The following is a 22,724-nucleotide window of genomic DNA, read 5'->3' as shown; positions in this document are numbered from 1 at the left end:
AAACGCGGCGAACGCGCAGGTTCGGCGGCGGCTAAAGGACAAACAAAGGAGTAAACGGATGTACGGCGTTCTGGACGGCACCGGATTTGAGGTCATAGAAAAAGAGTTCGAAGCCTGTTTCATCGGCCACGCGCGTGTCGAACGGTTGTGGACCGGTGCGCGCTGGTCCGAAGGGCCAGCCTGGTTTGCCGCCGGGCGTTATTTGGTCTGGTCTGACATCCCCAACAACCGCTTGATGCGCTGGGATGACACCGATGGATCGGTCTCGGTGTTTCGGCAGCACTCGAACAATGCCAATGGTAACACGGTGGATCGCGAGGGTCGGTTGGTGTCATGCGAACATCTGACCCGGCGTGTCACAAGGACTGAACATGACGGCTCTATCACGGTTCTGGCGGACGCATGGAAGGGAAAGCGCCTGAATTCTCCCAATGACGTTGTTGTCAAATCCGATGGCTCCATTTGGTTCACAGACCCTTCATACGGGATCATGATGGACTATGAAGGAGAGCGCGCCGAAAGCGAGATCGGAGCGTGTCATGTGTTTCGTGTGGATCCGATAACAGGAGAGGTGACAGCCGTCGCAACTGACTTCGTGAAACCCAACGGCTTGGCCTTTTCGCCGGACGAGAGCACTCTTTACATCTCTGACACGGGAATCACCCACGACCCAGAAGGTCCGGCGCATATTCGCAGGTTCAGTGTCTCTAGCGACGGAAAAACTCTGACGGGGGGCGAGGTGTTTGCCAATTGTTCGTCGGGGCTGTTCGATGGTTTCAGGCCAGACAGTGAAGGCCGCATCTGGAGTTCCGCCGCGGACGGTATTCATTGCCTGAACCTGCAAGGAGAACTAATCGGCAAGGTGCACATACCCGAGATGGTCGGAAACGTTTGTTTTGGCGGGTCTAAATTAAACCGGCTCTTTGCGGCTGGAACAAGTAGCCTCTATGCGATATTTCTCGATGTAAACGGTGTTTCACTAGCTTGATCCTTTTTGCGATAGGAGTATCTCAAGCAACGCGGGCACCTTTGGAATCTATCGCAAATCCCTATCTAATGTTTAAAATGGGTTGCTGCACAAAACTATTGAAAGGCTTCTGCGTCATTAGAGAGGCTGTTTTGAGCGCTCACTTTTGTTCGCTGTCCAAAGTGTAGTATCTGGGTTAGAACAACATCGCGGCTGAGCGCTTTGAAGGTGCGCGATGCGAGAGGCCGCCGCAGTATTTGGGTATCCGGTTGGATGTCGGCTTTGTGCCGAAATCTTCTTGCTGAATGCAAATAGTCGTTTCTGAAGGTTCGTTCATTTCTTCGCGCTCTCAAATTATTCAGCCATTTTATTTTAGCCTGAACATCCTAATGTCCGATTAGAACTCTTGGGATGGACGGCTAAAACCTACTGTGATCCTATGCTGTCGCAATTCATGGGCAGTCAATGCGATCAGCTTCTTATATTGTAGGTATTCTAGTAGCCATTGCCTCCAGCATTGGACTTTATTTGTTTTCTTACCAATACTTCGTTTCGGAGGAGCTTTCGAAAGCTCAAGGCCGGCTCTCTCTCTACCAAAGTTCGGTGAACAGCGAGCTCGAACGATTTTCCCACCTTACATATGTGCTGTCACAAGACTCCTTTGTAATTGGAACAGCCGAAGGCGATGGCACCGGAACCTTAAACCGACGCCTAGAGGATTTTGCAGAGCAGGCCGGTCTGGATGCGATCTACCTGATGGACGAAGACGGGATCACGATTTCCGCATCGAACTACCGCGACACAGGGAGCTTTGTCGGCCAGAACTACGCTTTCCGCCCGTATTTCCAAAGCGCCATTTCCGGGGAACAAGGCCGTTTTTACGCCATCGGGGCAACGACTGGTCTGCCAGGATACTTCATCGCCAACACAGTGTTTAGCGACAAGGGAGCTTCAACTGGTGTCATAGCGATTAAGATCGATTTCTCTGATCTTCAGGACAGTTGGAAAAACTCGGGCGAACAGGTTCTTTTGGCCAATGAAGACGGTGTCGTTCTGCTTTCTTCGAACGCGGATTGGCAATATCGCGCATTGACACAATTGTCGGAACCACAGCGAGAGCGAATTCGAAATGCCAGGCAGTTTCCGGGGCAAGACTTGGATGCGTTGGATTGGGTCGAGTTGCCGGGAGATCAGGCCAGAATTGCGGGGACGAAGCGCTTGCATCTTGCAGCTACGGATTTGCCTCATGGCTGGTCGCTTCACTACTTTGCGAGTGACGATCAGGCCGTAGCGCGCAGTTGGCTTGTAACTGCAATTTTTATCCTTTTTGCGGGGCTTACGTTTATCTTCTTCCAGATACAACGCGCGAGACGCGTAAGCGCGGCCTTGGCGCGGTCCGAAGAAGAAGAAGCAAAGCTGCGCGATGCAAATGAAAGGCTTGCCATCGAAATCGACGACCGCAAGACAGCCGAGCGGAGCCTCAAACGCACCCAGAGCGAGTTGGAACGCGCAAGCCGACTGGCGGCTCTGGGGCAACTCTCCGCGTCGGTCACGCATGAACTGGGCCAGCCCATCGCTGCGATGCGCAATCATCTGGTGGCAGCAGAGATCTCATCTTCTGGTGAGAACAAGCTGCCGCAAAAGATCGGAAGCCTGGTCGACAGGATGGAAGGGATCACGCGCCAATTGCGATTCTTTGCACGGTCAGAGAATGAGGCGTTCGACGATATAGACTTATGCACTTCGGTCAATGCCGCTTTGGCTCTGGTTGCGCCAAACATCGAGCAGGGCAGGGTGAAAATCTCAGTTGATGCGCCGACCGTTCCGGTCTTTTTCCGGGGCAGTGCCCTGCGGATTGAACAGGTCATCACCAATCTTTTGCGCAATGCCATAGACGCTACGGATGGTGCGGATGCGCCTGAAATCCAAATCGCTGTCACGGCTTCTGATGGTGTGGCAGTGTTGGAAATTCAGGATAACGGTCACGGATTGGGCGAGGCAACGCTGGCTGAGTTGCAAGAGCCATTTGTAACCACAAAAGAGAGCGGGCGAGGCATGGGCTTAGGACTGGCGATTTCCACCAGCATTGTCAAAGATCACGATGGCATAATGACGGCCTGTAACCGCGATGGCGGAGGAACAATTTTCTGCGTCACCTTCCCGATGGCCTCAAATACTGAAGAAACTGACGAATGACCCAGCAGCAACCTTTCAAAGTTCTGGTCGTTGATGATGACAAATCGATGCGACATTCTCTTGTCGAGTTGCTTGAAGCCGCTGGCTGGACTGTTAGCGCCCTGTCGCGCGCGACCCAGGTGACGGAGTATCTGGTCAGCGCGTCGCCCGATGTCATTCTGTCCGACGTGCGTATGCCCGGCATGACGGGGCTTGAATTGCTGGCCAGTCTGGACAGGCATGTGGCGCCTCCGGTGGTGTTGATTTCGGCACATGGTGACATCCCAATGGCGGTTCAGGCCATACAGGAAGGCGCGTACGGGTTTATCGAAAAGCCATATGAACCTAGGCGATTGTTGACGGTGTTGAGGCATGCGGCTGAACAAAACCGAATGCGTAAAAGCAATGCCCGCCTAAAAGACAGGCTGTTCAAACTGTCAGGCCTTGACCGTATACTTCTGGGCCAAACAGACGCCATTACAGACTTGCGACAAGAGTTACTTGATCTTGCCGATACATCGGTTGCGGTTTTGTTGCAGGGGGATACCGGCACCGGGAAAGAGCTGGTTGCCCATGCTTTACATGATTTGGGCCGCTCGCCGGAGGCACCGTTTTTGGCGCTGAATTGCGCCGCATTGTCCTCCGAAACATTTGAAGCGGAAATGTTCGGCGTCGCGGGTGAATCCGATGGAAGGCTTGTGGCGGCATCGGGTGGGACCTTGTTTCTGGATGAAATCTGCTCGTGCCCACCAGCAGCGCAGGCCAAGCTACTAAGGGTCATCGAAGATCAACAGGTGTTGCCGGTGGGGGCTGTGTCGCCGGTGCCGGTACGTTTCAGGGTCGTGTCAGCAACCAACGAAGACGTTGTACTGGCCGCCGAGGAAGGCCGCCTGCGTCAGGACCTATTGTTTCGACTAAATACTGTAGTCCTGACTTTACCTCCGCTACGGCAAAGACGGGATGATCTGGTTCTGCTGGCGACGCATTTCTTGAGCGAATACGCGCAGGTTTATGAGATTGACGCGCCAGAACTCGATCAGGACGATTTGGCCGCCCTGCTTGCGCATGATTGGCCCGGCAATGTGCGTGAGTTGCGCCATGTATGCGAACGGCGCATTTTGGCGGCCCGACGCGGAGGCGGATCGATGGCGCAAGCTATTCACAGCGATCAGCACTTCGACGAAGTGCCGGATACGCTGCGCGAAGCGGTTGCTGCTTTTGAACGCGAGCTCATCGGCAAAGCCATCAAGGCACATAAAGGCCGCATGGATGCCGCCGCCGAAGCGCTAGGGATTGGCCGCCGGACGCTAAATGAAAAGATCGTCAAACTCGGTCTCGATAAAGAGGCGCTGTTGTAAGCGAAACCACTCTGCGGATATCCGCAGGGGAACAGTAATTTCTCGCGCGTTTTCCTTCATAGGCAGGCTGCTGCGCATCCTGAATACTCTGCCCAAACACATTGCGTGATCTGGGAGGAGCCAATATGCGCAAACATCTTAACCGGGCGGCCATTGCCGCCCTTTCACTGACCGTTGCATCCGAAGCACTGGCTGTCGAATGGAACGTTTCCCTGTGGGGCAAGCGTCGTGCCTTTACCGAACACGTCGAGAAACTTGCTGAATTGGTGAGCGAAAAGACGGGCGGTGAGTTCACACTCAACATCAGCTATGGCGGTCTGTCGAAGAACAAAGAAAACCTCGATGGGATTTCGATTGGTGCGTTTGAAATGGCCCAGTTCTGCGCAGGCTATCACCGCGACAAGAACCCCTCGATCACCGTCCTGGAGCTGCCGTTTCTAGGTGTGACATCCCTTGAACAAGAAGTCGATCTGTCGATGGCCGTTTATCAACATCCGGCCGTTGTTGAGGATCTGGCCCGCTGGGACGCGACTCTGCTAATGCCGTCGCCGCTGCCGCAGTACAACCTTGTTGGTGTCGGTGAGGCGCCGAAATCTCTAACCGATTTTGAAGGTCTGAGCGTAAGGGCGACAGGTGGCATCGGCAAAGCGATGGAGACGGTTGGGGCGGTTCCGACATCAATGTCTGCATCCGAAGTGCGCCAGGCAATGGACAGCGGCATCGTTAAGGCTGTCAGCTTTGCGCCACATGCGCATATGTCCTTCGGCACCATTGAAAATGGCACGTGGTGGACGACGAACCTCAACCCCGGAACCGTCAACTGCCCTGTCGTGGTGAACACGCTGGCGCTGGAAGATTTATCTGACGAACACCGCGAAGCTCTGCTGGGATCGGTGGAAGAGGCACTGGATCACTACGTGAGTCACTACCAGACCAAAACGATGGAAGCGTGGGGCCCTGAGCTGGATCAACGCGGCATCGAACGGGTCACTTTCAGTGATGAAGAAATCGCAGCGTTCAAAGAAGCCGCTGCCGCCCCAGCTGCCGAGGCCTGGATTGCAGGAAACACCGAGCGTGGCCTGCCAGCACAAGAGCTCTATGACCTTGTGACTGGCAAGATCGCAAACGGCAGCTAATCCACTCACTACCCGGCGCTGGCCAAGCTGGCGTCGGGTGCCTTTTCCCTGACAGCGGAGTTCAACGATGGCCGGGTCATCCCTGGTGCTGTCCGACGACAGCCGTCTCAGCATTCTCGATCAACGTCTCTACAAACTGGAGAGCTTTCTGGCTCTGATCAGCGGTCTTGCAGTATTCTCGCTGATGGTTATGGCCGTGGTCTCCGTTGGTGGCCGGAATTTCGCCAATGCGCCGCTTCCCGGTTACGTGGACTGGATCGAGCAGGCCATGCCGTTGATCGCCTTCATGGGGATTTCCTATGCGCAGCGTGATGGCGGTCATATCCGAATGGACATGGTTGTTGGAGCGCTCAGAGGCCGGACGCTCTATATCGTTGAGTTCATCACAACCGCTGTCATTCTGGCGCTGATCGTCTTGCTGATCTGGGGCAGCTGGGCGCATTTCGCACGCAGCTTTGACTTTGTTGCTCCACTCTGGAGCCGCGACAGCTCCATCGACATTGGTATCCCGCTATGGCCTGCCAAGCTGTTGGCCCCTGTCGCCTTCAGCGTGCTTTGCCTGAGGCTTGTTCTGCAACTCTGGGCCTACGGTCGTGCGATCCGGCACCCCGATCAGGCACCAATTGCCGTCCCACTGATAGCCGATGCAGCCACCCAAGCTGCAATGGAAGCCGAGCACGTCTCGGGCCACGACAACTGAGGTTAAATCTGATGGAACCCATTGATATTGGTCTGATTGTCTCGGGCGGCATGCTTGTTCTTGTGGTGCTGGGGATGCGCGTGGCCTTCGCCGCCGCTACAGCTGGCATGGTTGGTCTGATCTGGATCTTCTGGGCCAAGTTTGGGTATGACCCGGCGCGGTTCGGTAAGGCTGTGACAGTGGCCGTTAAAACAGCGGGGCAGGTGCCGCACTCCAAAATTTCAAGCCAGGCGTTGAGCCTTATCCCGACTTTCATTCTGATTGGCTACCTCGCTTACTATGCGGGGCTAACCAAAGCCTTGTTCGAAGCCGCAAAGCGTTGGCTGGCATGGGTCCCCGGCGGTCTGGCTGTCTCGACAGTTTTTGCAACCGCTGGGTTTGCTGCGGTATCCGGGGCCTCGGTCGCCACTTCCGCTGTGTTCGCCCGTATCGCCATCCCCGAGATGCTGAAGATCGGCTATGATAAGCGTTTCGCTGCAGGTGTCGTCGCTGCAGGCGGTACACTTGCCTCGCTCATCCCGCCTTCGGCCATTCTGGTCATTTACGCGATTATCGTTGAACAGGACGTGGGCAAACTGCTGTTGGCCGGATTCATCCCGGGCATGTTCTCGGCTGTGATTTATGGCTTGCTGATCATCGGCATGGCCGTCGTGATCAAAGGATTTGGTCCCGCAGTGACCGGATTTACTTGGAAAGAACGTTTCCTCTCGTTGCCGCCCGCACTGCCCATCGTGATTGTCGTCGTCACCATCATTTTCTTTGTCTACAACCCGTTCGGCGGCGATGCCTGGGGTACGCCAACCGAAGGCGGCGCAATTGGAGCATTCGTGGTGTTCCTGATGGCGCTGTATCGGGGCATGCGCTGGGCCGAACTCAAAGACGCGCTCTTGGAAACCGCCAAGCTGAGCGTCATGATTTTCACGATCATCTGGGGCGTTTTGGTTTACGTTCGTTTTCTTGGTTTCGCCGAACTGCCAAGTGCATTCTCCGACTGGACTACATCGCTTGAGATGTCTCCGATGCTGATCCTGATCTGTATTCTGCTGGCGTACGCAGTGCTGGGCATGTTCATGGATGCGATAGGTATGCTGCTGCTGACGTTGCCGGTCGTATACCCCGCAGTCATGGCGTTGAACGGTGGTGAGGCCGTAAGCGCAGCCGAGAGTACCTTCGGTATGTCCGGGCCTATGTGTGCCATCTGGTTTGGAATTCTGGTTGTCAAAATGGCCGAGTTTTGCCTGATCACCCCGCCTATCGGGCTGAATTGCTTTGTAGTGGCTGGCGTGCGTGATGACCTAAGCGTGCAGGATGTCTTTAAAGGTGTAACGCCATTCTTTCTGGCGGATGCTGCGACCATCGCAATGCTCGTTGCCTTCCCTGCGATCGTTCTATGGCTTCCAGGACAGGTGTGAACCACATCTGATGACTTTGGAGTACGATCTTTCGGAGCTGCCAAGGTCTGCATCGGTCAGCTATGCTGCAGAATACATAGCTCCTGTTCAACGTCTGCTTGGGGCCACGTGCTGGGAAGTGCATTCTTCTGTTCACCCAAACCCAAGTAAGGCACATTGTGCCGTTTTTCAGATTGCGAAGCGGCTCCTTGACCTTCTGTTATACGTCGACTTGAAGCACTTGAACCATCGAAACACTCAAAAAGCGCGAAAACGCAATGTGATTAATTCAAAGGGAGGCGAGTCTCAATAACTCGGCCCCAGTATTTACGTACTCTGGTTAAAAGTGTCGGACAACTATAGTGGTGGGACCACGGTTCCAACAAAATCAGCTACATGGATTTTTATTTTTGAGACCCTAGGTTCCGAAAGTTATATCCGAACAAATAGTAAGCAGTCCTTTATTTAACGTGCAGAGAGAGTTCGCGATGAGCCCAACATGTAAATTTCTGCAGCGTGCACCAATGCCGGATGTTCAGCCTATAGCTTCCGTTGATTGTTAAGTAGATTTGGCAATCTAGCGATCTAGGCGCGGCGTTCTCTGATAAAGCCACCGTCCCACCTTCTTCACTTTTTGGGTTGTGCTTTTGTTCCCAAGGGGTGTCTCATACAAATTCTAATGTGATCATTGGATCTTAGCCGTGTTCGACGCGTCGACATACCTAGCGATAACATCGATTGCAGTCATCGGCACTGTTCACGTCTTCTGCGTGCCTTTTTACCGGAGATTCCCCGCCTTAGCAGGCTGGCTTTCTGATTTTTCATCAGGGATCGGACTTGGCTATGCTTTCCTTTTCTTACTGCCAAAAATTGGTGAATTGTCGGCCGATTTAGCTGCAAGCGGGAAGTGGGAAAATTCGCTGTTCGGTTATTCGCTCCTAGGATTTCTCATTTACTACTTGCTGGAAGCCAGTCGCGACACGGGGGCCGATAACAGGTTGTCGCTTGGCTTGGACACAGTGGCACTGGGAACCTATAACTGCTTGCTTGCCATTACAGTCATGCAAACGACGGGAACATCACCTGAGCTGTACGCGATTGGAACGTTGGCCTATTCATTGCATTTGTTTGGGGTGAATATCTTTCTCTATAAGACCCACCCCGGACACATGTCTGGATGGCTAAGCGCATACTTTGTCGCGTCGCTTGTAGTCGGCATATTGATCGGTCTTAACGCGGACAAAAGTAGCATGATCTATTCAATTGCGACTGGGTTAACAGGGGGTGTGATAATAGCCCTGTCTCTTCGGGTTAAACTACCCAGCCTTTCGGCAGTGAATACAAAAGCTCTGTTGATTGGTGTGGTGTTTGCTGCGGTCGCAGTCGAGGTCACCCGTTACTAACCCGTCGATACTGTTAGATCTTTCCGAAGTATAAGCCGAACCATTTGGCTCAGCTTACTAGCTTAAGATAATCTGAAATTCATTTACTCAAAGTCTCTGCAATGCCTTTCATCGCAACCATAGAGTCCAGGTACATTGGTGTATTTTGAACGTCTGGCTGACTTGATAGCTTCACCATAGCCACATTGGCTTTCTGGTTCACATACAACAGCTGCCCATAGACACCAATGCCGTAAAACGCACCTTTTTCTCTGTCTTTCACCCAAACTTGATTACGGTAGTGGAAGCCTTCAAACACCTCTACATATGCGCTTTTCTCATAAGCAGCGATAACGTCATCATTTGCTTGAATTGTGTCAGCTATCCAATCTGGAGGAATAACTTGAGTGTCGTTAACTTTTCCGTCGTCCAGCATCATTATGCCAAATCGCAATAGGTCACGAGAGCTGGTAAATAACCCACCACTCGTTTGCACAATCCTTTTGGGCCCTAGTTCGCTATATGCGGGGTTCTCCGTTTCCTAAACATAACGGTGGACCGGTTCAGTTGGGGAGGCTCACACGGCAACAGCTTTGCTGTGAGCAAAAATACACAAACTGGCCGATGCCAGGGCAGAGAAAATCTACCATGACGGCATGGTGGTTGGCCCAATCCAGATCCCCGGGATTGCGGATCTTCCGGCCGGGTCTCAGGAGATGGTAGAGACCATGGTGATCATGATGCTTGCGCCAGACGACATTGCGTTCGCGGAGCAGATTTGAACAAAAAAGCCACAGCCTGCATGCCGGGCGCAGCGTCAAGCAAGCACAGGGTTCCGATTCCCCTCGTTTGTCACCAAATAGCGAGGTTTGGACTTGCTGCGTGCTTTCTTGAAACCAATCTCGACTTCTCGATCCAGTTTCGTCATGAATTCGAGGAGCTTTTCAAGAGAGAAGCCGCGAAGTTTCCCGTTCTGAGGCGCGGAAACCTAGGGCTGGGGCACGCCAAGAGTCTTGGCAGCTTAAGTCTGCGAAAGATGCCGATAGCGAATGATAGAGTTGATCCGACCAACAATTGTGGCTTTCAGCTTCAGCTCAGGGGCGTCTCTTAGGCCAAGGTCTGCAAAAACGTTGCCGCTGCCGCGTTCCATCTCAAGGTTTTCTTCCATTTTCGTTTCCCGTTATTTCAAGCTCTGCCTGACCAAATACAGTCGCTTTTTGACTAGATCTTTCTCCGACTTAGGTGTCTTGAGCCCCGATCTGGATTTCTTATTGAACGCATGCAGCACGTACAAATCGTCACTGGGCTCAACGGCATAAACAGCTCGATAAGTATCAGTATCGTGGTCCGCATCGATCTAAAGAACGCCCGCGTCGAAACCCTTCAGCGGCTTTGCCGTGTCTGCCTTTCTTCCTAACTGCGCCTCGCCAACCGCGTATCCGATTTGGTCGATGACGTCCTCCGGGAAACTCACTAGTTTTTTACTTGAGTCTCCAACCCACACGATTGGTCGATCTGTCATTTAATTCCTTGAATACCGATATAAGTATAAATCTTGACTAAAACTAAATGAAGCAAGTGCAACACAACATCTGGCATGTGGGCTAATTTGGCCGCTACCTTCAAATTAGGAGGCACGTTTTACAGCGGCACGATTATCCTCAGGACACCGATCACAGAAGCCGTTTTTTTCGTGGTCGGTCAACTTGCTGTCTACCTCGCGTCGCAACGCGGTCTTGCTCTCAAGAAATTCTACAAAAGCCATTTACTGATCGCGGATGAGCTGCGCCGATTTCTAGCACATGGAATCGGTGTCGACCGGCACATCCTCGCCATTGAGTTTCCGGTCTTCCAGTAAGCGCGCGACTGCACAGTGCAGTGACAAGGCGTGGTGATGCTCCAGGCCCTGCTCAATGAGTGCACCAGACCTTGTACTTGGCATCATCAATAGCCTCGGGGAAGTCCGTAGCACCTAGAATCGCCCGACAGTGCCCGAAACCATCATTCCGATGGATCACGGGCCGACGATGCACTAACAATCAGGTTCGACCAGTCAGATGAGGCTGCTCAGTCACAATGTACTCCGAAAAATGCTGCCAACACTGTGCCTTGATATAGAAATCCGCGCAGCAGCAAGGCAGGGGGGGACTGCGTTGGAAGCGGCTGCGCTCAGCTATCTTGTAAAAATAGTTCAGTTCAAAAATTGGCTTTCAGGGATGAATTTGGGTGAACTCACAGTTGAGTCTACTATCAACGCAATTCCCGTCAAGGTTGGAGTCTCACTGAAAATATGTTACGGATGAACTAGTTGATTTTTGAATTTTGAGGTAGTTATGCGAACTTTTTTGGTTTGGACGTTCGCGCTGTTTAGTATCACTGGTTGTTCATCAGTAGACATTGAACCGGAAATGAAGATCCTTTCTGAATCCATTTCTGATGTTGAAAAAGATCTCGATAAGAACTTGAAGACGCAGTCTGACACAGACCTTCGGGCACGGACGCGCTTTAATTCACAGAACAACGTTTTGGTTGCGTTATCGCCCGAGTGCCGAGAGTTGGGCATGGCCAGCGGAGATATAGCACTATCAAGTTGTAGGATTACTGAAACACTGCCAGGTGGAGTGACTGCCCCGGTATATCCATCTGAAGCCTTAAAAAGAAAAATTTCAGGCCTGAAATCCTACGTCGATACACTGGTTCTGTTAAGTTCATCGGATAGTGAGGATGCTATAGTAGCCGCAGTAGCCGAATTGGAAAAAGCTTCCGGCAGTCTTGCAAAAACCACCGAGGCTGATGGACTTGTTAGATTTGCCAAAACACTGTCTGACGAGAAGGATACCATAGCTGGAACTACTCGATTTGCGGTCAGCAATCTACGTCGACGAAAGCTTCATTCAATTGCTACTGAATATGATCCTGACGTTCAGCAAGTCATAAAAGAAACACGAGCAATACTGTTTAAAAGCAACGTCGATCCCGAATACCAACGTCTCCATAAAGCATTGTCTCAGGCCGAAACAAGAATGAAAGAGGCAACCCTATCTGGCAACCCGAGGCAAATTGAGACCGAGACTTACAATCTAAGGAGCGCATACGCAAAGTTCGTAAATTACGCTCCTAAATCAATTTATGTGAAAGTATCAAGCATTGGCCAGGCTCACCACGCCCTTGTTAATCGTTTAAAAGCAAATCCTTCGCAGGAGGAAGTCCTTGAATTTTTGAAGTCAATTAAGGCCGTTGCTGATACGTTGTAAGGAGAAGATTATGACTACTGTTACGCCAGGCATTAGCCGTAAAGTAAGTTCTTTGATCTTAATGATGCGAAAGCTCCGGCGAACAATACATAAAAAGATTTTGGAGGCGCAAGAGGAAGGTAATATTGTTGAGCGCGACAGGTTAATTCGCGAGTCTATACGATTTGACGAGCGATATGATCGGCTTGTTCGCATAGAGATTGACATTGTTGGATCGGATCTCGATCCTTCAGAGGCAGAACGGCACCTTCTACATGCCGTGAAAGAAGGCCAAAGACTAATCAGAAGGCTGAAAACCATTGCTGAGGTATTGTCAGCCACGGCACGTGTTATCAATGTGATAAATGACGTGCTAAATCTATTCAGCTGAAAAGTTCACCAGTTTTTCTGATGGAAAGACATTGAGGCGCCAGATTGAATCCGTGCGACTACTTGAACTGAAAGGTTGGGAATTCCGATAAAACACAAATCCGGAAAAAGCCATTTAAACCATAGATGAATTTAGAGTGAAGTGGAGGTAATCGTGATTTTAACGGCTTCATTTGTCGCACGATCTTATACTTTTTTCTTGGATTGGCTTTGGCTATTGGTATTTCGCCTAACAGTGTTAGTGCGCAAGATATTTCATTTCCGTGAGGGCCAAGCTTCCCGCTGCTTTGGGTCCTATTGATTGCAGAATAAAACTACTTTGCCCTTCGAATCTAAACCTTTTGTTCGCATGCGCTGAGGAGAACGTGAAGGAAGGCTCGGTTTCTTTTGAATACTACTGATTTGTTATCTGATTGCGCAATCAAGCCACCGAAGGGCTGCCCCATTAGAACCCTTAGACTTTGAAGGCGGTTTTCGCGGCCGCTTCCGGCCTCAAGCCCCGTCTCTGCGGTATCACCGGACTGACTAAAAGTATGCGGCCGGTCCTACATGGCGGAAAAGATCCAGATTTCTCCCTAGGATCGTCGGAGTCAAACGCCCGTAGAGTTGGATGCTCGGGTTCCAGGGTGGTATGCAAGCAGACATTGACCACTTTCAAGATGGATCATTCCGAACTTTGCCGATGCCGGAAAGCACTGTGGTGTAGCTTTGAAAGACCGGACTTTTGTCGCGGCTGCGTGATCACGGTTTACAAGAATTCAAGGTCTGCGGGTACTCCAGATATTGCAGGCGTATTCTCTCGAAGATGGCGTGACGCGGAAAACGCCCTTTCGGGAGGCGTTGGTATTTGATTCTTGAACCTCACACTCAAAACCGCAAAGAAAGGCAGGACATGCCGCCATCCAGCTTGGCGCAATCGGTGTTGTCGATCTCGACCACCTCATATCCGACACGATCCAGCATCTCGGCGGTGCGGGGAAAGCCAGCCGCCATCAGCACCAGATTGTTGAAACGGATCGCGTTGGCCGCAGCCTCTTCGCCGTCGGCCACATGCAGCACGCGGTAGCCCTCGAAACAGCCCGACGCATCCAGCCGCCGGGTCGACAGGATCGTTTCCGCATCCATCAGCGAGCAATCCGTCTTGAAATGCAGCACACCCTCGGGCGTGAACACCTCGCGCACTGTATGCCCCCAGTCGGATGTGATGCGCACCAGCTCGGCAACGCCCTCGGCATCCGTTCGATCCGACCGGCCCACCAGAATTTCGCGCCCTGTCACAAGGATATCCCCGCCCTCGATATGGCCGGGGCCTTCGATTTCGCGAACGGTCCCATAGCAGGCGCGCAGGGTCGGGGCCATTTCCGCCACTTCGCCCAGACGCGAGGGCGCGCCCGGTCGCATCAGCACCGCGCCCTGTGGCAGGCAAAGCGCGGTGTCTTCGACAAACTGCGCATCCGGGAAGGCGTCCAGCGGGCCAAGCTCAATCACCTCGGCTCCGGTGCTTTTCAAGGCGGCCACATAGGCCGCATGCGCCGCCGTCATCCCGTCGAAATCCGGGTTTCCGGTATCCTCAGCCCGCAACCCGCCCGCTATGGTCGGGGCGGGGCGGCGGGTGATGGCGCGCGAAAACTCATAGGTCGGGTCAGGCATGGTTTACTCTTTCCGGGGTTCAAATATCGGGGATTTCACTTCGATCATGGTTGGTCCGGTGGCCTCTGCGGTCTCGCGCAGCGCCTGCGCAACAGCCTGCGGTTCCTCTGATACGCTGGTGAACGGGATGCCAAACGATCTGGCGGTTGCGGCAAAGTCGGGGGGCGAGGGGTCGCAGCCGATCACCGTTACACCAACATCCTCCATCGCGGTCGCGATCTCGCGATATCCGTGGTTGTTCCAGATCACGAAAGTGACGGGCAGGTTTTCGTCCACCGCTGCCATGATTTCGGGCAGAGAATACTGCGCGCCGCCATCTCCGGTGATGCAGATCACCCGCGCCGAAGGGTCGGCGATGGCCGCGCCAATGGCTGCCGGAATGCCATAGCCAAGCGCGCCATAGCCGGTTGCGGCGTTGAACCAGCCGCCGGGGCGGTCATGATCATAGTAGAGATCCCCGGCATAGATCGGTTGCGTGGAATCTCCGACCATCAATGCATCTGGTGCCGCATCGCGCATCGCAGACAGGATGTCGACCAGATGGCGATACGCGGGGCCGATTTCCTCCCACGCACCGGCGCGCGCCTGAGCCGCCCTTGCGGCACCTTCGCTTTGCTTGCCGGCGACGGTCAGCACATCCAGAATTGCGGGCGCGGCCACCTCAACATCGCCAAGAATAGAAATCTCGGCCTCATGCCGCGCCAGTTGAGCGCTGCACCGATCCACCCGGATCAGGCCAGTCAGAGCCGCCGTCTGGCCGGTTGCATACATGTCATAGTCGGTTGGCCCCAGCTCGGTTCCCAAAGCCAGCACGCAATCGGCGTCTTCGATCAGCGCGCGCACCGCGCCCAAGCTGGGGCTGGCGGGAACCGTCAGGGGATGGCCATGCATCAGCCCGCGCGCGTTGGTGGTTTGCACAACCGGCGCGTTCAGAGCCTCGGCCAGTCCGCGCAAGGCAGCCTCGGCCCGTTTGGCCCCGCCGCCTGCCAGAATGACAACCTTCTGCGCTTCGGCCAGACGTTTTGCGGCTTGCGCGATCTGTGCCGTATCCAACACCGGCGCTGGTTCAGGCGCGGCACCCTGCGCTTTGACATAGTCAACGGCTGCAACATCCAGCGGAACCTCGATATGCACCGGACCGGGCCGACCTGCCGCAAAGCACTCAAACACGCGGTCCATAGCCGGGTTCAGATCGCTTGCCTCGGCGATCTGTTCGGACAACAGCGCAACGGTCTTGGCCAGCCTTTGCTGATCTGGCAACTCATGCAGATGCCCCATGTTCCGGCCCAGCGACGGCGTGGCGTTGACCCCTGACACAACCAGCATCGGCACCGAATCCGCCCGCGCCTGCGCCATCGGCGTCAGCGCATTGGTCAGGCCCGGCCCGGTGATCACAAAAGCCACGCCCGGTTTGCCCGACACCCGCGCATAGCCATCGGCCATGAACCCCGCGCCTTGTTCGTGCCTGGGCGTCACATGCCGAATGCCCGAGGCCGCCAACCCGCGATAGAGCTCAACCGTATGGACCCCCGGAATACCAAAGACGCAGGTCACGCCGCGTTGCCGAAGCTCTGCGACCAGAGCTTCCCCCACTGTCAGTTTGGTCATGCAACCTCGCGCGGTGTTGTGTTGGCGTGTTCAATGATGCGGGTGACGGCGGTGGCAAATTCGGCGTCGCTGATCGTCAGCGCCACCCGCACCCAGTCTTTCAGGCCATCCCCAAAGGCCGAGCCCGGCATGACGGCCACCCCGGATTGCAGCAGATCCCAGGCATAAGCCTCGCCGTCCAATCCGGTGGAGGCGACATGGATCAGCGCAAACATCCCGGCCTCGGGCCGATGCACCGTCAGTTCGGTTTCGGCCTGCAGCCGGTCGGCCAGCATGTTGGCCCGGCTTGAGAACCGCTGGGCCATGCCGGGGGCCACTGTAGACCCATCGCGGATCGCCCTTTCGGTCATATCCGCAATAAAGGGCTGGTTTCCGAACAGCATGGTCTCGGAATAGGGCAGCAGCGCGTCGCAAAACGCCGCCGGACCCACACACCAGCCACTGCGAAATCCGGGGGCCGCATGGGATTTCGAAATCGACGACACCGCAATGACCCGATCCGCCAGCTTAGGATCAGAGAGCGGAGAGACAAAATCGGCCCCCTCAAAAACCAGCTCTTCATAGACCTCGTCCGAGATGATCCACAGGTCATGCTCAATCGCCAACCGCCCGATTGCGGCAAGCTCGGATGCGGTCAGGATTGCACCAGTTGGGTTATGCGGCGTAGTCAGCAAAATGGCGCGGCTGCGCGGGGTGATCCGGGCGGCGATATCTTCGGCCTGCATCCGAAACCCGTGTTCGGGCCGCAGCGGAACCGGCACCATCTCGGCTCCCGACGACCGCACGACGCCCTCATAGGTGGCATACATCGGATCACCGACCAGCACCTCATCCCCGGCCTCGGCCACGCCACCCATGACCGCGAACAGCGCCGTCTGCGTGCCCGGAAAACACAGGAAATTCTCAGGCCCGAACGCCCGCCCGCGCGTGGCGGAATACCGCGCGGCCAGCGCATCCAGGAGGCCTGCCTCACCGCGTCCGTTCGAATATCCGGTCCGTGCCGCGCGCAGAGACTCCACGGTGGCTTCTATCAGCGCCTCGGGCACCGGAACATCCGGCTCTCCGATCGTCATTTCGACGATATCCGCCCCGGCCTTGATAAGCTCGCGCGCTTTCAGGTGAACGCCCCATTTAGCGCCCCCCAGGCCCGCCAGCCGTTCTGTCACCGATGTGGTTTTCATGACTGTTCCACCTCTTTAGTCAATGGAATTCCGACGATTGCGCTAACCGATTCCAGCCCGATCTGTGGCAACTGGCCGTCCGAGAATGCATCGGGCAAAGCCCCGCCCTCAAGCCACAAGCCGTCGATCACCGCGTTGCAGGCAATGGCCAGCCGCGTGGCCTCGGCCGGGCCGACCGTGCGCCCGTACTCCCGCAGCGCAGCGATGATCAGTGTTTCAAGCTGATCCCGGAAATAGCTATAGGTCCGCTGGTGAATGCGCTGCATCTTCGGGTCATGCTGCACCTTGTTGATAAAGCCCGCCCACAAGGCCACCGCGCCCGGATCAATGACGGGGGGGCGCAGCGAGGCATCAACGAAATTCGCCAGCTGAGACACCGCGCTGCCTTCACCGGATGAGGCCGCCGTCTGGTCGGTCAGCGTTGTCATGTGGTGCTCATACGCCGCCTGAACCAGCTCTTCTTTTGAAGAGAAATAGTGCCGGATCAGCCCCTGCGTCACGTTTGCCCGCGCCGCAATCTCACGCACGGTGGCCCCGCGAATGCCGACCTCGGCGATCAGGTCCAGCGTCGCGTGGATCAACGCCTCGCGCCGAAATTCGGCAGATTCGCGTCTGAATTTTGGGCAGGCATCCTGCACGTCGGGCGCATCCATGACATGAAATTATTATACACTTGCATAATTGCTAGATTCGAGGCTTACTTCAACCCGAAATCAGAAGAATCTTGGATATGGACACAGCCAAAGTCATTCCTCCCGCAGATGATGCCACCGCGTTAGAAGAAGCGATAAAGATTGAAAACCTGCACAAATCCTTCGGCCCTCTGGAGGTTCTGAAAGGCGTCTCGCTGACCGCGCACAAAGGGGATGTTGTTGCGATCATCGGGGGCTCAGGCTCAGGCAAATCCACCATGCTGCGCTGCATCAACTTTCTCGAAAACCCCAGTTCGGGCAAGATCACCATTGGGGGTGAACTGGTTGAAATGCACGCCAATGGAAGCCCGGCCAACCGGCACCAGATCGAACGCATCCGCACCCGGCTGGCCATGGTGTTTCAACAGTTCAACCTGTGGACGCACCGTTCGCTTCTGGAAAACGTGATCGAGGTGCCGGTGCATGTACTGAAGGTGCCCAAGGCGCAAGCCATCGCGCGGGCGCATGAGTTGCTGGAGCGGGTCGGGTTGGGCGACAAGGCCGACACCTATCCCGCCTATCTGTCCGGCGGCCAGCAGCAGCGCGCCGCCATCGCGCGGGCGCTGGCGGTGGATCCGTCGGTGATGCTGTTTGACGAACCGACCTCGGCGCTCGATCCTGAACTTGTGGGCGAGGTTCTGACCGTGATCCGCGATCTGGCTGCCGAAGGCCGCACCATGCTGCTGGTCACACATGAAATGAAGTTCGCGCGCGAAGTCGCCAGCCATGTCGTCTATCTCTACCAAGGCCGCATTGAAGAGCAGGGGCCACCTGCCGAGGTCTTTGGCAATCCGAAATCCGAGCGATTGAAGCAATTCCTCAGCTCGGTGGCCTGATCCAACAAAACTCAACAAAATCAACTGGGAGTCACAGAAATGAACATCAAGAAACTGCTCGTATCCAGCGTTGCCGCCGCCATACTTTCGGCAGGCATCGCCAGCGGCGAAGAGGTCAAGATCGGCATCGCCGCCGAGCCTTATCCGCCCTTCGCCTCGCTTGACAGTTCCGGCAATTGGGTCGGCTGGGAAATCGACGTTATCAACGCGGTCTGTGCGGCGGCTGAACTGGAATGCGTGATCACTCCGGTCGCGTGGGACGGTATCATCCCGTCGCTGACCGGCCAACAGATCGATGCCATCATGGCCTCGATGTCGATCACCGAAGAACGGCTGAAAACCATCGATTTCAGCGATCCGTATTACAACACGCCTGCCGTGATCGTTGCCGACAAGTCGATGGATATCGAAGCCACACCCGAGTCGCTGGCGGGCAAGGTGATTGGCATTCAGGCTTCGACCATCCACCAAGCTTATGCGCAGGAATATTTCAAGGATTCCGAACTGCGCGTCTATCAAACGCAGGATGAGGCCAATCAGGATCTGTTCGCGGGCCGTATTGATGCCACGCAGGCCGACAGCATCGCCATGGCGGATTTCGTGAATTCGGATGCAGGTGCGTGCTGCGAGATCAAAGGTTCAGTTGAGGACGATCCGGCCATTCTGGGGCGCGGCGTTGGTGCGGGTGTCCGCAAAGGACAGGATGAACTGCTGGAGTCGCTGAACAAGGGCATCGCGGCCATTCTGGCCGATGGCACGCATGAGAAGATCACCTCGAACTACTTCTCGGCTAGCATCTACTAAGCCGTTGCCGTGACCGGACTGTTGGATTCACTGGGCCTGGCGCAGAGCGTAGAGCTTCTGTCGCTCTCGCCGCCGGGATGGGGCAGCAATCTGCTGCGCGGATTGTCCCATTCGCTGCAAATCGCCTTTGGCGCTTATGCGCTTGGCCTCGTGATCGGATTGTTCGGCGCTTATGGCAAACTTTATGGCGGGAAGGTCACACGCGATCTTCTCGCCATTTACACGACCGTGATCCGGGCTGTACCGGAGCTGGTCCTGATCCTGATCCTCTATTACGTAGGCTCGGATATCATCAACAAAATCTCTGCCGCCATGGGCGGTGGCAGGGTCGAGGTCAGCGGCGTTGGCGCAGGCATATGGGTGCTGGGCGTCGTTCAGGGCGCTTACGCGACCGAGATTCTGCGCGGTGCCATTCAGGCCGTGCCACCCGGTCAGATCGAAGCCGCCAAATCCTACGGTATGCCCGCCTTCATGACCATGCGCCGCGTGACAATTCCCGCAATGATGAGCTTCGCGGTACCCGGTCTGGCGAACCTGTGGCTGATCGCCACCAAGGATACGGCGCTTCTTGCGGTCGTGGGCTTTAACGAGTTGACGCTTGAAACCCGTCAGGCTGCCAGCAGTACCCGCGCCTATTTCACCTTCTTTTTCGCGGCGGGCTTTCTCTATCTTATGGTCACGCTGTGCTCGGGCGCCGTGTTCGGCCGGATCGAGAAATGGGCCCGTCGTGGACAACCCTCTCTGACCGGAGGGGGCGAATGATCGATTTCAAATCCCTGATGCAACCGCATCGCGTCGTGATGATGCTGATCTTCGCCGGGATCGTTGTCTGGTGTGCGGTCTCGCTGCAATGGGACTGGATACCTAAATACACCCCGCTGGCGCTTCAGGGCATCTGGACGACGATCTGGCTTCTGGTCGTCACCGTTGTCCTCGGCTTCCTTCTGGCCGTCCCGTTGGGATTGGCGCAGGCCGTTGGCCCATGGTACCTCGCCGCCCCCGCAAAAGCCTTTTGCACCATCATCCGGGGCACGCCTCTGCTGTTGCAGCTTTGGCTGCTGTATTACGGGCTCGGCTCGCTTTTCCCGCAGTTCCCGTGGATACGCTCATCCGAGCTTTGGCCCTATCTCCGCCAAGCCTGGCCCTATGCGGTGCTGGCGCTGACCCTGTCTTACGCGGGTTACGAGGGCGAGGTCATGCGCGGCGCCTTCAAAGGGGTTGCCAAAGGCCAGCTAGAGGCCGCCAAGTCCTTCGGCATGCCCCGCCTGACCATGTTCCGCCGCATCTGGCTGCCGCAGGCGATCCGTAACGTGCTGCCGACCTTGGGCGGAGAAACCATCCTGCAACTGAAAGCGACCCCGCTGGTAGCAACCATCACAGTAGTCGATATCTACGCAGTCTCGTCCCGCGTTCGCTCGGACACGTTTATCATCTATGAACCACTGCTGCTGCTGGCGGTGTTCTACATACTAGTCGCGGGCTTGATCGCACTAACCTTTCACTGGTTAGAAGTGAAAGTGTTAGGGACTAGAAAGATGTGAGACCCGTTTTGATACCTTTGTCCGTACAAAGTCTTCATCCAAAGGAACTTGCCTCGATGTTCACTTGAGGAATTTGTGACTTGGTCTTTCTAGAACGACGGTTAAACAAGCTTCCTTTTTTGATCAACCTTATTCAGCTTTTCCTAATCCTGCGCTTACTTCAAGGGTGATGGCGGAACGAAGAAACACTAATTTCGATGTCTTTTCTCAAAGTGTATCACGTTTCTTGAATTTCTGCTTTGTCAGTTGCGAGCATCAAACCTCTCAATACCAGCGAATGTATCCTCTCCGCCCGAGGTGTTTTTCGCGTCAGTAGCAGATGCACCAAAACTGCCGCTCGAAGAAATAGTTCCAACGGCAGATTTGTCCCTTTGCACTCATCCGAATACTTGCTCCAATGGACAGCAGTCAGCCCAAAGCGAACGTTAAACTTGTCTTTATTTGCCAGCAGTTTTAGGACAAAGTCGACTTCTGAATTCTGTCTCAGTTTTTTGGCAAGTACTGATCCAGTAGAGCGTCGACTAAACCCTCTTGCAGTTGGTTGCCTGTCGCTTCGTCCACACGCAATATGTCTTCGAGAATAACAAGTTGTTCCATCCCCGTCGTCATGGACAATCGCTTGGCCAGATCGTCAATTTCCTTTGGCGCCATCAATGAGTGAATTGGTGCAAGAGCTTCGGCAAAAGCCACCACTCTTCTGGCGCCACGCATTTTTACTGTTCCATCCTGAAGGGATGCCTTGAGTGATTCAGCCAGAAACTGCCGGAAATGCGCCTCATGAATCCGAGAAAATTCCAGATAGTATCGCGCGACGACATGTACACGGCTCCTAACGTCATCAAGTCCCTTCAGAAGTTCTGAAGTCGGAATGACGTCAAGATCGAGCGTCGCATCCAAAGCCAAGACATTCGGGTCTGAGAAGTAACGATACACCGTCGCGCGGCTGGTTTTGGCGCGTTCAGCTACTTTTGCAAGCGTGACTTCCTTACCTTCCGACATCAGGTCACGTGCAGCCGAAAGAAGTGCTGTTCGCGTTCTGTTGATTTGATTTGTACGAGGCGCCAATTACAAACCTTTTGTGATACACTTGTCTCATAATTAGATACATGTATCATAAGCGCAGATTGTTTCAAGTAAAGGGAGTCGCAGTTATGACTGAACCTCGCCCGCGTATTTATCATCTTCTTGGGAACCTTTTGACCTTTCACGCTTTTCCCAGTGAGACCGGAGATCGTTGCACAATCGTCGAAATAAAGACGGCGCCGGGTGCCGGTGCGCCGCCCAACCATCATGCTGGCGAAGATGAGAGCTTTTACGTGCTCGATGGTGAATTCGAGTTTTTTGTGAACGGTGAGACAGTCGACGCAAAAGGTGGTGATTTCGTCAAAGTTCCAGACGGCGCACTGCACGCCTTTACATGTACCGGGGAACGGCCGGGTCGGTTACTGTGTATTAACGCCCCCGGCGCCATGCATGACTCGTTCTTTACTGAAGCCGGTGACGCAATGCCCGACGGAACGACAGACATTCCGGCGCCTGATGGACCGCCAGACATTCCGGCGATCATGGCAGTGGCAGATCGATTGGGAATGACGATCCTGGCGCCTGCGGACGTTCCCAGCTAACAACGTGCGTGCACAACTCCGGGCCACGGAACGGCTGTTTTGCGTTCAAGATTCT

Annotated in this window: 23 protein-coding genes; 15 read left to right on the top strand and 8 right to left on the bottom strand. The window is 54.7% G+C overall.

What is annotated here, in order from left to right; translation table 11 throughout:
* Positions 1–58 precede the first annotated feature (58 nt).
* The 7 genes from ACR0AI_RS10030 to ACR0AI_RS10000 all read left to right on the top strand — a co-directional run bounded on the left by ACR0AI_RS10030 (position 59) and on the right by ACR0AI_RS10000 (position 9,130).
* On the top strand, positions 59–988 hold the full coding sequence (locus ACR0AI_RS10030) for an SMP-30/gluconolactonase/LRE family protein (RefSeq protein ID WP_480673487.1): 930 nt from the start codon (positions 59–61) through the stop codon (positions 986–988).
* A 444-nt stretch (positions 989–1,432) separates the two neighbouring features.
* A complete protein-coding gene (locus ACR0AI_RS10025; protein WP_480673489.1) occupies positions 1,433–3,163 on the top strand; it encodes a sensor histidine kinase in 1,731 nt (576 codons plus the stop codon).
* The gene (locus tag ACR0AI_RS10020) at positions 3,160–4,500 is read left to right on the top strand and encodes a sigma-54-dependent transcriptional regulator (protein ID WP_480673491.1); all 1,341 of its coding nucleotides are present in this window, start codon (positions 3,160–3,162) and stop codon (positions 4,498–4,500) included. The genes ACR0AI_RS10025 and ACR0AI_RS10020 overlap by 4 nt, the downstream gene beginning before the upstream one ends.
* 125 nt (positions 4,501–4,625) lie before the next feature.
* Positions 4,626–5,636 carry a TRAP transporter substrate-binding protein DctP gene (gene dctP, locus ACR0AI_RS10015; protein WP_480673493.1) on the top strand — a complete coding sequence of 337 codons (1,011 nt, stop codon included), beginning with the start codon at positions 4,626–4,628 and terminating at the stop codon, positions 5,634–5,636.
* A gap of 67 nt (positions 5,637–5,703) precedes the next feature.
* Positions 5,704–6,336 carry a TRAP transporter small permease subunit gene (locus ACR0AI_RS10010; RefSeq protein ID WP_480673495.1) on the top strand — a complete coding sequence of 211 codons (633 nt, stop codon included), beginning with the start codon at positions 5,704–5,706 and terminating at the stop codon, positions 6,334–6,336.
* Positions 6,337–6,347: 11 nt separating this feature from the next.
* Positions 6,348–7,748 carry a TRAP transporter large permease gene (locus ACR0AI_RS10005; protein WP_480673497.1) on the top strand — a complete coding sequence of 467 codons (1,401 nt, stop codon included), beginning with the start codon at positions 6,348–6,350 and terminating at the stop codon, positions 7,746–7,748.
* A 680-nt stretch (positions 7,749–8,428) separates the two neighbouring features.
* Positions 8,429–9,130: a hypothetical protein gene (locus ACR0AI_RS10000; protein WP_480673499.1), complete on the top strand. Its 702-nt coding sequence runs from the start codon at positions 8,429–8,431 to the stop codon at positions 9,128–9,130.
* 79 nt (positions 9,131–9,209) lie between these two features.
* On the opposite strand, the gene ACR0AI_RS09995 is transcribed toward ACR0AI_RS10000, so the two are convergent.
* The 3 genes from ACR0AI_RS09995 to ACR0AI_RS09985 form a co-directional block, all read right to left on the bottom strand.
* Positions 9,210–9,548, bottom strand: coding sequence for a hypothetical protein (locus ACR0AI_RS09995; RefSeq protein ID WP_480673501.1), 339 nt, complete (start codon positions 9,546–9,548; stop codon positions 9,210–9,212).
* Positions 9,549–10,130: 582 nt separating this feature from the next.
* Positions 10,131–10,277, bottom strand: a complete 147-nt coding sequence (locus tag ACR0AI_RS09990) for a hypothetical protein (RefSeq protein WP_480673504.1) — start codon at positions 10,275–10,277, stop codon at positions 10,131–10,133.
* Positions 10,278–10,289: 12 nt separating this feature from the next.
* Positions 10,290–10,466: a type II toxin-antitoxin system RelE/ParE family toxin gene (locus ACR0AI_RS09985; protein WP_480673810.1), complete on the bottom strand. Its 177-nt coding sequence runs from the start codon at positions 10,464–10,466 to the stop codon at positions 10,290–10,292.
* Positions 10,467–10,718: 252 nt separating this feature from the next.
* Here ACR0AI_RS09985 and ACR0AI_RS09980 point away from each other — a divergent pair, with 252 nt between their 5' ends.
* From ACR0AI_RS09980 to ACR0AI_RS09970, 3 genes are all read left to right on the top strand, one after another.
* Entirely contained in the window at positions 10,719–10,967 is a 249-nt protein-coding gene (locus ACR0AI_RS09980) for a hypothetical protein (RefSeq protein WP_480673506.1), read from the top strand.
* 475 nt (positions 10,968–11,442) lie between these two features.
* The gene (locus ACR0AI_RS09975) at positions 11,443–12,363 is read left to right on the top strand and encodes a hypothetical protein (protein ID WP_480673508.1); all 921 of its coding nucleotides are present in this window, start codon (positions 11,443–11,445) and stop codon (positions 12,361–12,363) included.
* 10 nt (positions 12,364–12,373) lie between these two features.
* Complete coding sequence (locus tag ACR0AI_RS09970; protein WP_480673510.1) at positions 12,374–12,733, top strand: hypothetical protein; 360 nt, start codon at positions 12,374–12,376, stop codon at positions 12,731–12,733.
* 866 nt (positions 12,734–13,599) lie between these two features.
* Here ACR0AI_RS09970 and ACR0AI_RS09965 read toward each other — a convergent pair.
* From ACR0AI_RS09965 to ACR0AI_RS09950, 4 genes are read right to left on the bottom strand one after another with little or no spacing between them, the layout of a single operon-like run.
* Entirely contained in the window at positions 13,600–14,382 is a 783-nt protein-coding gene (locus tag ACR0AI_RS09965; protein ID WP_480673512.1) for an arginine deiminase family protein, read from the bottom strand.
* A 3-nt stretch (positions 14,383–14,385) separates the two neighbouring features.
* Entirely contained in the window at positions 14,386–15,990 is a 1,605-nt protein-coding gene (locus ACR0AI_RS09960) for a 5-guanidino-2-oxopentanoate decarboxylase (protein ID WP_480673514.1), read from the bottom strand.
* A complete protein-coding gene (locus ACR0AI_RS09955; RefSeq protein WP_480673516.1) occupies positions 15,987–17,171 on the bottom strand; it encodes a pyridoxal phosphate-dependent aminotransferase in 1,185 nt (394 codons plus the stop codon). The genes ACR0AI_RS09960 and ACR0AI_RS09955 overlap by 4 nt, the downstream gene beginning before the upstream one ends.
* Entirely contained in the window at positions 17,168–17,824 is a 657-nt protein-coding gene (locus tag ACR0AI_RS09950) for a TetR family transcriptional regulator C-terminal domain-containing protein (protein WP_480673518.1), read from the bottom strand. Before ACR0AI_RS09950 ends, ACR0AI_RS09955 begins: the two co-directional genes overlap by 4 nt.
* A 77-nt stretch (positions 17,825–17,901) precedes the next feature.
* Here ACR0AI_RS09950 and ACR0AI_RS09945 point away from each other — a divergent pair, with 77 nt between their 5' ends.
* The 4 genes from ACR0AI_RS09945 to ACR0AI_RS09930 are packed head-to-tail and all read left to right on the top strand — an operon-like array spanning position 17,902 to position 21,044.
* A complete protein-coding gene (locus ACR0AI_RS09945) occupies positions 17,902–18,699 on the top strand; it encodes an ABC transporter ATP-binding protein (protein WP_480673520.1) in 798 nt (265 codons plus the stop codon).
* 39 nt (positions 18,700–18,738) lie between these two features.
* Positions 18,739–19,503, top strand: coding sequence for a transporter substrate-binding domain-containing protein (locus tag ACR0AI_RS09940; protein ID WP_480673523.1), 765 nt, complete (start codon positions 18,739–18,741; stop codon positions 19,501–19,503).
* A gap of 9 nt (positions 19,504–19,512) precedes the next feature.
* The gene (locus tag ACR0AI_RS09935; RefSeq protein WP_480673525.1) at positions 19,513–20,265 is read left to right on the top strand and encodes an ABC transporter permease; all 753 of its coding nucleotides are present in this window, start codon (positions 19,513–19,515) and stop codon (positions 20,263–20,265) included.
* Positions 20,262–21,044 carry an ABC transporter permease gene (locus tag ACR0AI_RS09930; RefSeq protein ID WP_480673527.1) on the top strand — a complete coding sequence of 261 codons (783 nt, stop codon included), beginning with the start codon at positions 20,262–20,264 and terminating at the stop codon, positions 21,042–21,044. The genes ACR0AI_RS09935 and ACR0AI_RS09930 overlap by 4 nt, the downstream gene beginning before the upstream one ends.
* 483 nt (positions 21,045–21,527) lie before the next feature.
* Here the strand turns inward: ACR0AI_RS09930 and ACR0AI_RS09925 are convergent, their stop codons facing one another.
* The gene (locus ACR0AI_RS09925; protein WP_480673529.1) at positions 21,528–22,109 is read right to left on the bottom strand and encodes a TetR/AcrR family transcriptional regulator; all 582 of its coding nucleotides are present in this window, start codon (positions 22,107–22,109) and stop codon (positions 21,528–21,530) included.
* A gap of 86 nt (positions 22,110–22,195) precedes the next feature.
* On the opposite strand from ACR0AI_RS09925, the gene ACR0AI_RS09920 reads away from it, so the two are divergent.
* Positions 22,196–22,669 carry a cupin domain-containing protein gene (locus ACR0AI_RS09920; protein WP_480673531.1) on the top strand — a complete coding sequence of 158 codons (474 nt, stop codon included), beginning with the start codon at positions 22,196–22,198 and terminating at the stop codon, positions 22,667–22,669.
* The last annotated feature ends 55 nt before the right edge of the window (positions 22,670–22,724 follow it).

The organism is Ruegeria sp. BG3 (assembly GCF_056538485.1).
This window is presented reverse-complemented; position numbering and strand designations above follow the sequence as displayed.